Origin of the sequence: Inhella proteolytica (assembly GCF_016093275.1) — a bacterium.
GTDB lineage: Bacteria > Pseudomonadota > Gammaproteobacteria > Burkholderiales > Burkholderiaceae_C > Inhella > Inhella proteolytica.
In genome coordinates this window covers 447,642-462,044 of sequence record NZ_JAEDAK010000002.1, presented here as the reverse complement: position 1 = coordinate 462,044, position 14,403 = coordinate 447,642, and the positions used below count along the sequence as shown (strand labels likewise).

The window sequence follows — 14,403 nt, the reverse complement described above, 5'->3', positions numbered from 1 at the left end:
GACTTCGGACATGTCCGCCACCTCATCTGAAGCGCTGATCGGCCCCGAGCAGGCCGAGTGGCTGCAGCGGCCCTTGTCCATCATCGTGGGCAGCCGCGACGCCCAGCTGCGCCCGCACCTGATGCGCGCCGTGGGTGCGCGCCTTTCCGCCGACCGGCGCCGGCTCTGCCTGTTGATGCCCTGCGCCCACGCCGAAGCCCTGTGCGCCGACCTGGCCGCCAACGGCCAGCTGGCCGTGGTGTTCAGCGAACCGCACAGCGACCGCACGCTGCAGCTCAAGGGCCAGGACGCCCGCCTGAGCCCCTGCCAGCCCGAGGACGCCGCGCTGGCCGAACATCATCTGCAGGGGTTTGTGGGCGAGATCGGCCAGCTCGGCTTCCCGGCCGAGGTGGCGCACACCGTGCTGCGTGCCGGCGCCGAGTGCCTGCGCATCGAGTTCACCATCGGCGCGGTGTTCGAGCAGACCCCCGGCCCGGGCGCCGGCGCCCCGGCGGCCGCGCAATGAACGCGCTTGACCTCGACGCCATCCGCCCTTGCCTGGAGGGCGCCATTCCTGGCGTGATCGCCACCTGCGGTGGCGATGGCGTGCCCAATGTCACCTATGTCTCCCAGGTGGAATACGTGGGCGCGCGCCAGCTGGCGCTCTCGTTCCAGTTCTTCAACAAGACGCGCCGCAACGTGCTGGCCAATCCGCAGGTGGAGCTGCTGGTGGTGCACCCCGCGCATGGCGCGACCTACCGCATCGGCGCACGCTTCCTGCGCACCGAAAGCGAGGGCCCGCTGTTCGAACGCATGAAGGCCAAGCTGGCCGGCATTGCTTCGCACACCGGCATGGCCGAGGTTTTCCGCCTGCGCGGCGCGGACCTGTATGCGGTGGACAGCGTGACCGAGGTGGCCGCCCCGCGCGGCCCAGCCGCCGCGCCCGCGCCCAGCCCCTTGAGCTCGCTGCGCCGCGCCAGCGAACGCCTGGCCGCCTGCACCGATTTCGACGCCCTGGTGGAGACCCTGCTGGACGCAGTGGTGCAGGAGTTCGGCCTGCCGCATGCCCAGCTGCTGGTCTGGGAACCGAGCCGGGAGCGCCTGGTCACGTTGGCCAGCCGCGGCTACGGGCGTTCCGGCGTGGGCGCGGAGATTCCGCTGGGCGAGGGCGTGATCGGCGTGGCCGCGCGTACCGGCAGCCCCATCCGCATCAACCACGCCACGCTGGAGTACGCCTACGCCCGCCGCGTGCGCGAGGGCCTGGACCCGGCGCAGCTCGGCCGTGAGATCCCGCTGCCGGGCCTGGCCGAGCCTGGCAGCCAGCTGGCCCTGCCCCTGCAGACCGGCGGGCAGCTGCAGGGCGTGCTGTTTGTTGAAAGCCCCGAGGAGCTGCGCCTGAGCTGGGACGACGAAGACGCCCTGGTGGCCCTGGCCGGCCAGGCGGCCGCGCTGGTGCGCGCGCTGCAACCGCAGTCCGATGAGGAGGGCGCTGCGCCACCGCTTGCACAGCCGGCCGATTGCCCGCTCGGCGGCGAGCCGCTGCGCGTGCGCTACTACGCGGCCGACAGCAGCGTCTTTCTGGACGACGAGTACCTGATCAAGGGCGTGGCCGGCGCCGTGCTGTGGAAGCTGCTGCGCCTGCACCATGAGGCCGGCCGCTGCGAGTTCAGCAACCGCGAGCTGCGGCTGGACCCGGAGCTCGGCCTGCCCGAAGTGGGCGACAACCTGGAGGCCCGGCTGCTGCTGCTGACGCGGCGCCTGGCGGAGCGCCAGGCCTGTGTGCGCCTGGAGCGCTGCGGGCGCGGGCGGCTGCGGCTGCTGGTGGAGCGGCCCTTGCAGTTGCAAGGGGTGGGGAGGTAGGGCCGGTTCAGGCCTTGCGGCGCGGGGCGCTCAGGTGGGGCGGGGCATGCGCCCGCCCCGTTCGGCCAGTGCGGCCGTCATGGCCTCCAGCACCGTGCGCGTGGCGGCCACGGGCGCCGCGCCCAGCCGCTGTGCCAGGGCCTGCTCGTAGGCGCGGTGAAACTGCCGCGCCCGCTCCAGCGCCGCGTGGCCGCGCCCGGTGAGCTGCAGGCGCTTGACGCGCCGGTCCTGCGCGTCGGCGCTGCGCACCACATAGCCCTTGGCCACCATGTCGTCCACCACCTTCAGCGCCCCCGGGGCGCTCATGCCGAGCTGGCTGGCCAGCTCGCTGAGGTTGCAGGGCCCCGGCGCCAGCAGGCGGAACACGTAGCCGAACGAGGTGCCGATGTCGTCGAAGCCGGCCGCGGCCAGGTCGGCGTCGAGCGCGTCCTTGAACGCGGCGAAGGCCAGGTTCAGCAGCACACCGAAGTCCGGTGGGTCGGTCCTTGACATGATTAGCCACGGTTAATAAACTATGGTTAAGTATATCGAGGAGCCCCCATGCCTTTGCTGCAACGCCACGACGCCCCGACCTTCAATCTGCCGGGCATCCAGTTCACCACCTTGGCATCGCCCCGCCGCGGCGCCCAGGAAAACGCGGTGTGGGAGGTGACAGTGGCCGCCGGCGTGAACGGCTCGCCCCACCGCCTGACGCGCGAGGAGACCTTTGTGGCGCTGGAGGGCCGTGCGCAGATCGAGCTGGACGGCGAGCGGCACGAGCTGCAAGCGGGCAATGCCCTGGTGGTGCATGCGGGGCAGACCCTCGCGCTTTCCAACCCGGGGGCGCAGCCCTTCCGCGCTCTGGCCGTCTTCCCGGTGGGCGGGCAGGCCTTGGTGGGGGATCAGCCCCCCTTCACCCCGCCCTGGGCCGCTTAAGACCGGTGCGGTCCGCGCGGGGTGACGAGTCGCCCCCGGGGCGGGGGCCCGGCACACTCACCGCCCATGCCCATCCAGTTCGAACGCCCGAACCAGCCCGACGTGATCGCATTGATTGCCGAGCTGGACGCCTACCAGGACACGCTCTACCCACCCGAGGCGCGTTATGCGCTGGACTTGAGCAGTCTGGAGCAGGACGGCGTGTTGTTCGCCGTGGCGCGGGACGCAGATGGCGCTGCGGTGGGCTGCGGCGCGGTGGTGCTGGGCGCCGGCAGCGGCGAGCTCAAGCGCATGTTCGTGCGGCCGGCGCACCGCTCGCAGGGCGTGGCCGCTCAGTTGCTGGCGGCGCTGGAAGCCGAGGCTGCGGCGCGCGGCTGCCGGCGCGTGCAGTTGGAGACGGGCCCGCGCCAGCCCGAAGCCATTGCCTTCTACGGCAAGCATGGCTACCGCGTCCGCGGCGCGTTCGGGAGCTACCCCGAACACCCGCTGAGCGTGTTCATGGAAAAGCAGCTGGCGGGCTGAGGCAGGCCCCAGGCTTCACGCGGCCAGGCGCTCCGGCGCACCCCGGCCGAGCGCGCGCAGCAGCTGCGCATGGGCCGCCGGCTCCAGCGTGCGCTCGGCAATCTGCAGCACGCCCTCGAACACCGGCGCCGGCATGCCCTGCTGCATGCCACCCAGCATGCCGGCACGCTCGCTGGCGTTCAGCGCCGGGATGAACCAGTGCAGCGCTTCCATCATGGCCTCGGGCGGGATGGAGGCCACCAGGGCCTGTTCGATGGCGCTGAGCTCGGCATCGCTGTAATGCGCCCACAGGATGGCGTTGTGCTCGCGCTCCTCGATCTCCATGTGCTGGAAGTTCTCGGCCACGAACAGAGCGAGCTCGCGGTACAGGCGGGTCAGGGCGGCGGCACGCGTCTCGGGCGCGGCTTGGCGCAGGGCATCGCGCTGGGCCCACAGCGCGGCGATGGCTTCGGCGTGGTGTCCATGCTCGGCGGCGATGCGCGCGCTGGTGCCGGGCTGGGCGCGTTCCAGCGCGGGGTGGATGAACTCGTTCTCGTCCTTCAGGTGCAGCTCGCACAGGGCCAGCAGGCGCTGCAGCAGATCCAGGGCGGCGTCCAGCTCGTGCGAGTGGGTGGGGTCGGTGCTGCCCAGGGTGCAGAGGGTGCGGCTCATGAAGAGGCGCAGGGCCTTGTGGATGCCGGCGTAGACGTCGTAGCGGGGGGTGGTGCTCATCAGGTTCTCCGGGGCGGCGAAAGGGTGCCGCCATGGCCGAGGACTCTAGGAATTCCGCACCGCCCGCGCTCTTAAGACTCGCGTCAAGGTTTCTTAACTTTCTCTTATTCGTACAAAAGGGCGGTGGGCACCAGTTGGCCGTGCAGGCCCTCGCCGCCCAGCACCAGCAGGCGGCCGTCGGGCAGCGGGGTGAGGCTGTGCAGCACGCGCGGCTCGGGCAGTTCGGCGCGCGCCTGCGCGGCCTGGTCCGGGGCCCAGGCTTCGCTGCGCCGCAGCGCGCGCTCGCCTGCGCTCTGGCCGCCCAGCAGCAGCCAGCGGCCATCGCCCAGCGGCGCAGCCTGCGCCAGGGTGCGGGCCTGGCCCAGGCCGGGCAGGGGCTCGAAGCGCTGGGTCTGCGGGTCGAAGCGCAGGGCGTCGGCCAGGGCCTCGAGGGCATCGGTGCGGGTGCGTTCGCCGGCCAGCAGCAGCACGCGGCCATCGGGGGCGCGCCAGGCGCTGTGGGCGGCGCGCGGCGCCAGGCCCTGCTCGGGCAGGGGGCTGAAGCGGCCGCTGGCGGGGTCGAACAGCTCGGCGAAGACGTAGGAGCCCTCGCCGATGCGGTGGCCGCCGGCAATCAGCACGCGACCATCGGTCCGCAGGGTGGCGCTGTGGCCGGAACGGTCGTGCTGCATCGGGCCGGCGGTGAAGCTCCAGCGGCCGGTTTGCGGGTCCCAGAGCTCGGCGCTGGCGCGGGCGGTGCCGCCGGCCAGCAGCACGCGGCCATCGGCCAGCAGGGTCAGGCTGTGGCCGTGGCGGGCCTGTGCCAGGTTGCCGCTGATCTGCACCTGGCCGGTGCGGGGGTCGATGAGCTCGGTGCGCGTGGCCACGGGCAGGGCGGTGATGCCGCCGGCCAGCAGCACGCGGCCATCGGGCAGTTGCACGGCGGTGGCCTCGCTGCGGCCGCTGCTCAGGCTGCCGATGCGCTCGAAGCGGCGCAGGGCGGGGTCGAAGCGGTCGATGGCATCGGACAGCACCACGCCGCCCCGGTCGCCCCCCAGCACCAGCACGCGGCCATCGGCCAACGGCAGCGCACTGTGGCTGCTGGCGGAGAAATCACCCACGGGGCTGAAGCGGTCGCGGTAGCGCACGTCCAGGCTCAGCTCGGCACGCTGCGGTGTCTGGCCGGGGGCGGCGTCCACTTCCAGGCGCAGCTGCAAGGGGCCGGCCAGCGCGCCGGTGCGCAGCACCTGGCCGCTGCGCACGCGGCCGAAGCCGGGCTCCAGGCGCGCGCCACTGCCGCTGAACTCGACGCGCAGTTCGGCCTGCTCGCCCACGAAGTACTGGCTGCGGTCGCTGCTCAGGCGCAGCGTGGGCGCGGGCTCTGCGGGCGGTGGGGTGATGCCACCGCCCCCACCGCAGGCGGCTAGGGCAAGGCTGGGCAGGGCGGCGAGCAGGTGGCGGCGGGTGGGCATGGCGATGACAGCAGCAATGGGGAATGCGCTGCACTCTAGGAACGCCCCCTGGGCCCGGGCCAGTGCTTTCGATGCAATACCCTTTGGGTATCACCAACTCTGCGGTCTGCCATGAAGCGTGCCATCAGCCTGCGCCAGCTGGCGTACTTCGTCGCCGTGGCCGAAGAGCGCAGCTTTCGCGTGGCGGCCGAGCGCCTGCACCTGACGCAGCCGCCGCTGAGCCGCGCCGTGGCGGAGCTGGAGCAGCAGCTGGGCCTGCGCCTGCTGCTGCGCAGCCCGCAGGGCGTGCAGCCCACCGCGGCGGGCGCGCAGGCGCTGCCGCGCTTCAAGGCCCTGCTGGCGCAGGCCGAGCAGCTGCTGGACGAGGTGGCCGCGCTGGGCGATGCCCTGCCGCGCCTGCGCCTGGCGCTGCCGGCCTGGCTGAACCTGGCCCAGTTGCCGGCCTTCGAGCGCGCCCTGCGCGACAGCGGCTTGATCTCTGGCCTGGAGACGCAGCTGCTGCCCGCCCACGAGGCGGCGGCCGCCGTGGTGGCGGGCCGGCTGGACGGCGCGCTGCTGGCCGCGCCCATCGAGACCCAGGGCCTGCCGCTGCAGACCCTGGGCCAGCTGCCGCTCTCGGCCTTCGTGCCGCAGGGCAGCGCGCTGGCGCGGCGGCGCAGTCTGAGCCTGCGCGATCTGAACCAGCTGCCGCCCTTCTACCGCTTCCGGCGCAGCCTGAGCCCGCAGCTGTACGACCACCTGGACCGCCAGTACCGCGCGCACGGCTTTGCCCCGCTGCAGGAGCTGCCCGCGGCCGAGCTGCTGGACGTGTTCACCCGCATCGGCGCCGGCCAGGGCTGCACCTGCATGCCGGCTCAGATGGCGGTGGGCCGCTTTGCCGGCGTGGTGCGCCGCCCGCTGCGCGAGCCGGTGAGCCTGGACCTGGCCTGGCTGCCCGCCCGCCAGCTGCCCGATGGCCTGGCCACGGCCTGCGCCGCGGCGCTGCGCCTGCTGCTGCCGGGCAACTGAGGCATCGCCTGCAGCGAACGAGAAAGCGCTTGCAAGGCGTCTTTCCCGTGCCGTTTGAAACTTGATGTAAACAGCGCAGGGCCAACCCGATCAGAGCAAACCCTGGACGCGCGTGAAAGCGCTTTCAAATGGCGATCGATCTGCCTAGCATCGCGCCCGTCGGCGGCTCAAGGACGGCCGATGCAGTGCCTGCGCGCGGCCTTGGCGCGCCAGCCTTGTGTTGGAGACCACCCCATGAATGGCATCACCTGGCATGCCGCCCGCTGGCTATTTGGCCTGGCGCTGGCTTGCCTCAGTTTCTTCGTCCCGCCCGGGGCCCAGGCGCAGAGTCTGAGCACGGGCGTGGACTTCGATGGTTCCCAGGCCACGCTGTGGTTCCGCTCGAGCGGCAACCTGGCCTGGGTGGACGCGCACTACAGCGTCAACAACGGCGCGCAGCAGAACGTGCGCATGACCTACAACAGCGCGCAGTCGCGCTTTGAAGTGCGCTTCCCGGCGCAGGCTGGGCAGACGGTGAACCACTGGTTCACCTACAACAACGGCACGGCCTCGTACGACAGCGCGCCGGGCAGTTCGCAGATCGGCGGGGGCGGTGGCGGTTCCGCCCCGAGCTTCAGCCCGGCGGCGGGCAGCTACGCCAGCGCGCAGAGCGTCAGCATCAGCACCAGTCCCCTGGGCCTGCCGGTGCGCTACACCACCGACGGCAGCACTCCCACGCTGAGCTCGGCGCTCTACGCCGGCCCCATCAACGTGAGCGCCAACACCACGCTCAAGGCGGTGGCCGTGGCGCCGGACGGCAGCCTCTCTGCCGTGGGCAGTGCGGCCTACCAGATCGGCAGCACCGGCCCGGCGCAAGGCGCCGAGCAGATGACGGGCGGCGTGCGGCTGTGGTTCGGCGCCCAGGCCAATGGCCAGACCGTGCAATGGGTGGACCTGCACTTCAACACCGGCACCGGCCAGCAGAACGTGCGCATGCAGCTGAACAGCGGCGCCGGCCGCCACGAGTACGCGGTGCTGGCCGCCCAGGGCAGCACGGTGAACTACAGCTACACCTACTACACCAGCGCCGCCCAGGACACGGGCAGCTACAGCGTGGTGGTGGGGCCGGATGGCACGCAAACCCAGCCGCCGGTGTTCACGCCGCCGGCCGGCAGCTACAGCAGCGCACAGACGGTGAGCCTGAGCAGCCCGACGCCGGCCGCGCAGATCCGCTACACGCTGGACGGCAGCACGCCGACGGCGAGCTCGCCGCTCTACACCGGCCCGATCTCGGTGCCGCTGGACCGCACGCTCAAGGCCTACGCAGTGGCGCCTGAAAAGACGCCCTCCAGCGTGGTCAGCGCCACCTACACCTCCACGCCGCAAGGCCCGAGCTGGGGTGGCGTGGACGCCTCCGGCGGCGCCGTGCTCTGGTTCAAGGCCGGCAGCACGGTGGACTGGGTGGACCTGCATGTGAACCCGGGCACCGGCATGCAGAACCTGCGCATGAACTACAGCGCCGCCAACGGCCGCCACGAAGCCTTCGTGGCCGCGGCCCCCGGCAGCACGCTGACCTACAACTTCACCTACTACCGCCCCAGCGTGGGCGCGGCCGACACCCCGAACGCCAGCTACCAGCTGCAGGGTGGGTGCGGCACCGCCATCCCGCCGGCTGTGAGCTTCACGCCGCCGGGCGGCAGCTACAGCGGTGCGCAGACCGTGACGCTGGCCAGCGCCGGTGCGGGCGTGCAGATCCGCTACACGCTGGACGGCAGCGCGCCCACCAGCAGCTCCGCCCTCTATTCGGCGCCCATCAGCGTGGGCAGCAACCTGACCATCCGTGCCATCGCGCGGGACGGCTGCGGCAATGCCTCGCCGGTGGCCAGCGCGAGCTACCAGATCGGTGGCGGCGGCGGTGGCTTCGCGCAGGGCGTGTCCGAGCTCGGCGCCGCGGCCACGATGTGGTTCAAGCCCAATGCCGCGGCCGAGTACGTGATCCTGCATTACGCGCTCGGCAATGCGTCCGAGATCGGGCCACAGATGGTCTTCAACGCCGCCGTGGGCCGCTGGGAATTCACCGCCACGCCCACCGCCCCGGGCCAGGTGCTGAACTACTGGTTCACCTACAAGCCCCTGGGCGGCGCGCAGCAGGACACGCAGCGCTACAGCCTGACCCTGGGCGGCGGCCTCTCCGGTCCGCTGTTCAGCCCGGCCCCGGGCAGCTACGCCACGGCGCAGCAGGTCAGCCTGGCCAACGCCGCCGGCGTGTCGGGCGTGATCCGCTACACCACCGACGGCACTGCACCCACCCAGCAGTCGCCGCTGTACAGCGGCCCGATCTCGGTGGAGCACGCGTCCACGATCTACGCCGCCACCTTCACGGCGGACGGCCAGAGCAAGATCAGCATGGGCAACTACGTGATCGGCACCGACGGCGGCCCGGTGGCCACGCCGGTGTTCTCGCACCCCACGGGCAGCTATGGCACGCGGCTGCGCGTCAACCTGCTCTCGGCCACCGTGGGCGCCACGCTGCGCTACACGCTGGACGGCAGCACACCGACGCTGAACTCGCTGCAGTACGGCGCGCCGATCGAGGTGGACAGCAATCTGACCCTCAAGGCCGTGGCCTTCAAGAAGGGTGTGGCCTCGGAAGTGGCCAGCGCCAGCTACACGCTGACAGGCACCGGCAGCAGCGACCACCTGTGGAACGGCAAGACCACCTTCAATGTGGTGAACGCCACCCGCGGGCGCTGGGCCGATGACCAGGTCTACTGGGCCATCATTGGCAAGGACTGGGCCACCGGCAAGTTCGTGCACGTGGGCGCGAACGGCGAGCTGATTCCGATGGCGCTGGGCGACAACGGCGCGCTGATGAAGAACGGTCTGCCCTACAGCAACTACTTCTTCCGCCTGAGCGACAAGCGCAGCATCACCATCCCGGCGATCAACTCGGCGCGCATCCTCTTCAGCGTGGGCAGCCCGATGTACATCTGGGTCAACCAGGACGTGAACGGCAACATCGCCTACGCCGGCGCGAACATCGAGAACCCGACCGACCCGAACACCGATGTCATCTTCGATTTCGGCGAGTTCGCCATCCTGCCCCCGGGCGCCAACCCGCAAGGCATCTTCATCAACACCACCCGCGTCGACCAGTTCGGCTTCCCGCTCAAGCTGGAGGTGACCGGCCTGGACGGCTTCAAGCAGACCGTGGGCGAATCGCTCACCGAAACCCGCGAGGAGCTGTTTGCGAAGTACTTCGCCGAGACCCCGGCCGAGTTCCACAGCCTGGGCCAGCCGCCCTACGGGCCAATGCGCATCATGGCGCCGGCCCATGCCACCTTCCAGGGCGAGGGCGCCAATGCCACCTACCTGGACAGCTATGTGGACGAGGTCTGGCAGCAATACGCCAATCAGGACCTGGTGATCGACCTGAAGAACGGCTGGGCGCCCTTCACCGGGCGTGTGGTGAACGGCAAGCTGCGCTTCACCGATGCCGCCGGCGGGCAGTACTTCGTCAATGCCAAGCCCAGCACCTCGATGGTGATGCTGGGCAACGGCAAGCTCGACGATCCGACCGGTGGCACCACCGATGTGGGCAAGCAGCTGCAGCTGCAGGCCCAGGTCTGCGCGGCGCTGAACCGCCGCGTGGCGCACCTGCCCTTCGCGGACTGGTGGAACGGCAACAAGTTCTTCCCGGCGACGGGGCGCTCCAACGCCTTCGTGAAGTTCTGGCACGACCACAGCCTGAACGCGCTGTCCTACGGCTTCGCGTACGACGATGTGGGTGGCTTCAGCCCCTCCATCCACACGCGCGCCCCGCAGACCGTGACCTACACGATCGGCTGGTAAGCGATGCGCCGGATCCTGGGAAAGAACCCGCGGTCCGGCGCGCTCCTCGCGGGCGCGCTGCTGCTTGGTCTGGGGCTGGCCCTGGGCTTTGGGGGCTCGAATCCAGGCGGGGAGTCGCCGCCCCAGCCGCCGCCCATTGCACAGTCGGTGGCTGCGCCGGTCGCTCCGCCTGCGGCCGGGCTGAGCACCGAGCTGCGCGCCGCGCCATCCGGGGTGCTGCGCTTCGAGCTGGAGGCGCTGCGCCGCGCTGCCAGCGGCCGGCCGCTGGCGCTGATCCGCCAGGGTGGGGCGCCGGCGCGTGTGCTCGGAGTGGGCGAGTCCCTGGGCCTGGGCGTGCGCCTGGCGCAGATCGAACCGCGTGCGGTGTGGATCGAGCGCGGCGGCCAGCGCGAACGCCTGGAGCTGCCGCGCGAGGCGGCTGGCCTGCCGGCCCTGCCGCCCCCCAGCCCGCCGCGGCTGGACGAGGCGCTCGGTCCCATCGCCCGGCCGGCGGACGCGCCCCTGCCCAGCAGCACCGGGCTGGAGCGCGCGATCCGCCGTGCGCAAGGGGCGGCCACGCGCTCTTGAAGCGCGGTTTGAACTGCAAGGGCGGCCCCCGCGGGCCGCCCTTTTTCATGCCGAAAACCCTGCACGGCAGTGCGCTTCTGGCATGCCGGCTTGGCCGCAGCGGCCGTCCCGCCTAGCATCCGCTCCATGTTCCCCCGCGCCTGCCACCCCATCAGCCGCGGCGTCGCCCAGACGCCGCGCGTGGCCGCGCGCATGAACTCCACGCTCCAGACCGGTGACCGCTGCGGCCGTCCTACGGACGCACATTCCTGAGCCCGGCGATCGCTCTCCTCCCTCATTAGCGCACCTCTCTGATCGCCGGGCCCAGATCCCGCGCGATGCCTATGGGTCGCCGCCTGCGGCGGCCGCCAGGAGTTGCCATGACCGCCGTCCTCAGCGGTGAGCTGCTGCTCACCGAACTAGACTTTGCCCGTCTTCTCAAGCTCAACAGCGCCGCGCTGCGCGAGCTGCTGGATGACGCCAGCGCCTTGCCCTCGCCGGAGATCCCGGCCGATGTGGTGACCATGAACAGCCGCGTGCTCGTCAGCGACGACGCCCGTGCCGCCCCGCAGACGCTCACGCTCTGCTACCCGCCCGATGCCGACCCGCATGCGGGCCGTGTGTCGGTGCTTTCGCCCGTGGGCGCCGCCCTGCTGGGCCGCCGCGTGGGCAGCGAGGTCAGCTGGCGCACGCCCACCGGCGAGCGCCGCGCGCTGCGCATCGAGGCCCTGCTGTTCCAGCCCGAAGCCAGCGGCGACTACCTGGCCTGAGCGACCCCCACATCTGGAGTTCCCATGACTGAACCGATCGAACACCCGCCCCCCGCCTCGGCCTTTGAGCGGGCGCTGCTGCGCAGCATCGCCAGCGAAGCCGGCCCGCGTGGCTGGCAGCTGCTGGATGGCATGCCCTACTGGAATCAAGGGCTGCTGTTCTGCCTGCTGATTCCCTTTGCCGATGCGCGCCAGGGCCATGCCCGCGTCACCTTGAGCCTCAAATGGCGGGCGCTGGACCGGGTGCTGTGGCGCCGCCTGGGCCTGAGTCCGCCCGAGGGCCTGCGAGCGCATGCCGCCAGCGCCCGGGCCCTGCCGGGCTGGACCGTGTACCGCAGCGCGGTCAGTGGCCTGGGCTGGCCGTCCGAGGCCCTGGAGCGCTGGGCGGCACTGGCCGTGCAGGGCGCGGCCGATTGCGCCGCCCGCCTTCAGGGCGAGCTGGACGCCTTGCCGCGTTACCTCGAGTTCATCGAGCGCGAGCACCGGGCGCTGCTGGAGCGCCAGCCCCATGCCAGCAGCCGCCTTGAGCAGGAGCGGGTGCTGGCGGCGCTGCTGCTGGAGGATGCCGCCGCAACGGGCCTGGGGTTGGCGAGGGCTTGACCTTGCCACCGGGTCAAGCTTGAGACTGCGCAAAACCGATCGCCACCGCCCTTGCTACATTGATCGCTATGTCCGCCCCCCGCCTGCTGCTGACCCTCTTGCTCGCCCTGTGCCTGGGCCTGCAGGGTGGGCTGGTGCGCGCCGCCAGCCTGGCGGCGATGGGGGAGGAGGGCGCCAGCGCTCAGGCCGTGCCACCCTGCCATGAGACGGCGGCGCATGCCGCCGTTGCCACTGATGCCGTGGATGCCGCGAATGCGGCCCTGCCCGACGCCGGCTGCAGCCACTGCGCCAACTGCTGCCTGCCGGCCGCCTTGCCCACGCCGGTGCCGCTGTGCCTGCCCGAGCTGGCGCGCGACGACTGGCCCGGCCTGCAGCCGCAGGCCCCGCCGCAAACCGCGCAGCCCCCGCTGTTGCGCCCGCCCCGCAGCCTGTAAGCCTGAGCCGCACCCGCGGAAAGCGGGTGTGCCCGTGCGCGCTGCGCACCCTCTCAGTTCTTGCTACCCATGCGCTTTGCCCTACTGACGCCGCTGCTCGCCGCGCTGGCCTGGCCGGCCCACGCGACCCCAGCCGGCGACCCCGCCGACCCCAAGACCCCGGTGCCGGCGCTGCAGCACCGTTCGGTGCTCGCACGCCCCGCCGCGCTCGTGGCGGACCCGGCCGAGCCCGGCCGCTGGCGCGCTGCCCACGAGGCCGTGCACCGCGCCGGCGGTTGGCGCGCCTATGCCCGCGAACCGGTGCCGCCAGCACCGGCGGCCTCCGCCGCCAAGCCCAACCTGCATCACCACGGGGCCCCGCAATGAAATGCCTGCCCCCGCTTCTGGCCGCCCTGGCCCTGGCCGGCTGCGCCAGCCTGGACCCGCAGCCGCGCTTTGCCGAACTGCAGCAGGCGGCCGCCAAGCCCCTGCCCGGCGCCCAGCTGCTGTGGGCGCAAACGCCCGAGCAGGAGGCCGAGCGCGAGCGCCGCGTCGCCGCGTTGCTGGCCCAGCCCCTGAGCCAGGACGCCGCCGTGCAGCTGGCTCTGCTGAACCACCGCGGCCTGCAGGCCGCGTACGCGCAGCTCGGCATCGCCGTGGCCGATCTGGACCAGGCCAGCCGCCTGCCCAACCCCGGCTTCAGCTTCGGCCGCAGCCGGGCCAGCGGCGACCACGGCGTTGAGCGCGAGATCGAGCGCAGCCTGCACCTGAACCTCAGCAGCCTGCTGAGCTGGCCGATGCGCCGCGCCATCGAAGCGCGCCGGGTCGAGCAGGCCCAGGGGGCGGCGCTGCTGGCTGTCATCGAGCGCGCGGGCGAGGCGCGCAAGGCCTGGGTGCAGGCGGTGGCCGCACAGCAAACCCTGGCCTACAGCGCTCAGGTGCTGGAAGCCGCCGAGGCCAGCGCCGAGCTGGCCGCGCGTTTGCGTAGCGTGGGCAATTTCAACAAGCTGCAGCAGCTGCGCGAACAGGGCTTCCAGGCCGAGGCCGCGCTGGGCCATGCGCGCGCCACCGCCGCGGCCCAGGCCGCGCGCGAACGCCTGGTGCGCGCGCTCGGGCTCTGGGGCGATCAGCTGCAGCACTTGCGCCTGCCCGAGCGCCTGCCCGACCTGCCCACCGCCCCGGCCGAGCACCCCGAGATCGAGCGCGAGGGCCTGGCCCAGCGCCTGGATGTGCAGGGCGCCAAGCTGAACGCCGAGGCCACGGCGCGCCAGCTGGGCCTGAGCCGCATCACCCGCTTCGTGAACGTGCTGGAGCTGGGCGGCCACCTCAACACCAACAACGAGGGCGCGCGTGAGCGCGGCTGGGAGCTGAGCATCGAGCTGCCGTTGTTCGACTGGGGCGGTGCCCGCGTGGCACGGGCTGAACAGCAGTACCGCCAGGCCCTGGCGCAGGTGGCCGACAGCGCCATCAGCGCCCGCTCCGAGCTGCGCGAGGCCTACGGCACCTACCGCCACGCCTGGGACATCGCCCGCCACCAGCGCCAGGTGCTGCTGCCGCTGAAGAACCAGGTCAGCGAAGAGAACCTGCTGCGCTACAACGGCATGTTCATCGGCGTGTTCGAGCTGCTGGCCGATGCACGCGCGCAGATCACCGCCGTCAACGCCGCCATCGAAGCCGAACGCGACTTCTGGCTGGCCCAGGCCGACCTGGAGCAGGCGCTGATCGGCAAACCCAATCTGGCGGCGGCCACCGCCAGCCTCAGCGCCCCGGCCGAAGCCGGCGGCGGCCATTGAAGGA

At 71.9% G+C, this 14,403-nt stretch carries 16 protein-coding genes; 13 read left to right on the top strand and 3 right to left on the bottom strand.

Annotated features, from left to right (window positions below; genetic code table 11):
* The first annotated feature begins 10 nt into the window (after positions 1–10).
* Both I7X39_RS04695 and I7X39_RS04690 read left to right on the top strand, forming a co-directional pair.
* Complete coding sequence (locus I7X39_RS04695) at positions 11–505, top strand: pyridoxamine 5'-phosphate oxidase family protein (protein WP_198109805.1); 495 nt, start codon at positions 11–13, stop codon at positions 503–505.
* The gene (locus tag I7X39_RS04690) at positions 502–1,839 is read left to right on the top strand and encodes a GAF domain-containing protein (protein WP_198109804.1); all 1,338 of its coding nucleotides are present in this window, start codon (positions 502–504) and stop codon (positions 1,837–1,839) included. The genes I7X39_RS04695 and I7X39_RS04690 overlap by 4 nt, the downstream gene beginning before the upstream one ends.
* Before the next feature lie 30 nt (positions 1,840–1,869).
* Here the strand turns inward: I7X39_RS04690 and I7X39_RS04685 are convergent, their stop codons facing one another.
* A complete protein-coding gene (locus I7X39_RS04685) occupies positions 1,870–2,331 on the bottom strand; it encodes a MarR family winged helix-turn-helix transcriptional regulator (RefSeq protein ID WP_198109803.1) in 462 nt (153 codons plus the stop codon).
* Between the two features lie 48 nt (positions 2,332–2,379).
* Here I7X39_RS04685 and I7X39_RS04680 point away from each other — a divergent pair, with 48 nt between their 5' ends.
* Together I7X39_RS04680 and I7X39_RS04675 are read left to right on the top strand one after the other, a co-directional pair.
* Entirely contained in the window at positions 2,380–2,754 is a 375-nt protein-coding gene (locus I7X39_RS04680; protein ID WP_198109802.1) for a cupin domain-containing protein, read from the top strand.
* Positions 2,755–2,820: 66 nt separating this feature from the next.
* A complete protein-coding gene (locus tag I7X39_RS04675; protein WP_198109801.1) occupies positions 2,821–3,276 on the top strand; it encodes a GNAT family N-acetyltransferase in 456 nt (151 codons plus the stop codon).
* Between the two features lie 15 nt (positions 3,277–3,291).
* On the opposite strand, the gene I7X39_RS04670 is transcribed toward I7X39_RS04675, so the two are convergent.
* Positions 3,292–3,987, bottom strand: a complete 696-nt coding sequence (locus I7X39_RS04670; protein ID WP_198109800.1) for a hemerythrin domain-containing protein — start codon at positions 3,985–3,987, stop codon at positions 3,292–3,294.
* 104 nt (positions 3,988–4,091) lie between these two features.
* A complete protein-coding gene (locus I7X39_RS04665; RefSeq protein WP_198109799.1) occupies positions 4,092–5,438 on the bottom strand; it encodes a Kelch repeat-containing protein in 1,347 nt (448 codons plus the stop codon).
* A gap of 111 nt (positions 5,439–5,549) precedes the next feature.
* Between I7X39_RS04665 and I7X39_RS04660 the strand changes: the two genes are divergently transcribed.
* From I7X39_RS04660 to I7X39_RS04625, 9 genes are all read left to right on the top strand, one after another.
* Positions 5,550–6,446 (top strand): LysR family transcriptional regulator, encoded by an 897-nt coding sequence (locus I7X39_RS04660; RefSeq protein WP_198109798.1) that lies wholly within the window; start codon positions 5,550–5,552, stop codon positions 6,444–6,446.
* Positions 6,447–6,680: 234 nt separating this feature from the next.
* Positions 6,681–10,277, top strand: a complete 3,597-nt coding sequence (locus tag I7X39_RS04655) for a chitobiase/beta-hexosaminidase C-terminal domain-containing protein (protein WP_198109797.1) — start codon at positions 6,681–6,683, stop codon at positions 10,275–10,277.
* A gap of 147 nt (positions 10,278–10,424) precedes the next feature.
* Positions 10,425–10,844 carry a type II secretion system protein N gene (locus I7X39_RS04650; RefSeq protein ID WP_198109796.1) on the top strand — a complete coding sequence of 140 codons (420 nt, stop codon included), beginning with the start codon at positions 10,425–10,427 and terminating at the stop codon, positions 10,842–10,844.
* A gap of 126 nt (positions 10,845–10,970) precedes the next feature.
* The gene (locus I7X39_RS23495; RefSeq protein WP_259376415.1) at positions 10,971–11,096 is read left to right on the top strand and encodes a hypothetical protein; all 126 of its coding nucleotides are present in this window, start codon (positions 10,971–10,973) and stop codon (positions 11,094–11,096) included.
* 107 nt (positions 11,097–11,203) lie between these two features.
* On the top strand, positions 11,204–11,593 hold the full coding sequence (locus I7X39_RS04645; RefSeq protein WP_198109795.1) for a GreA/GreB family elongation factor: 390 nt from the start codon (positions 11,204–11,206) through the stop codon (positions 11,591–11,593).
* 24 nt (positions 11,594–11,617) lie between these two features.
* A complete protein-coding gene (locus tag I7X39_RS04640) occupies positions 11,618–12,193 on the top strand; it encodes a hypothetical protein (protein ID WP_198109794.1) in 576 nt (191 codons plus the stop codon).
* 68 nt (positions 12,194–12,261) lie between these two features.
* Positions 12,262–12,627: a hypothetical protein gene (locus I7X39_RS04635; RefSeq protein ID WP_198109793.1), complete on the top strand. Its 366-nt coding sequence runs from the start codon at positions 12,262–12,264 to the stop codon at positions 12,625–12,627.
* A 69-nt stretch (positions 12,628–12,696) separates the two neighbouring features.
* The gene (locus I7X39_RS04630; RefSeq protein ID WP_198109792.1) at positions 12,697–12,993 is read left to right on the top strand and encodes a hypothetical protein; all 297 of its coding nucleotides are present in this window, start codon (positions 12,697–12,699) and stop codon (positions 12,991–12,993) included.
* Positions 12,990–14,399 carry a TolC family protein gene (locus I7X39_RS04625; protein WP_198109791.1) on the top strand — a complete coding sequence of 470 codons (1,410 nt, stop codon included), beginning with the start codon at positions 12,990–12,992 and terminating at the stop codon, positions 14,397–14,399. Before I7X39_RS04630 ends, I7X39_RS04625 begins: the two co-directional genes overlap by 4 nt.
* The last annotated feature ends 4 nt before the right edge of the window (positions 14,400–14,403 follow it).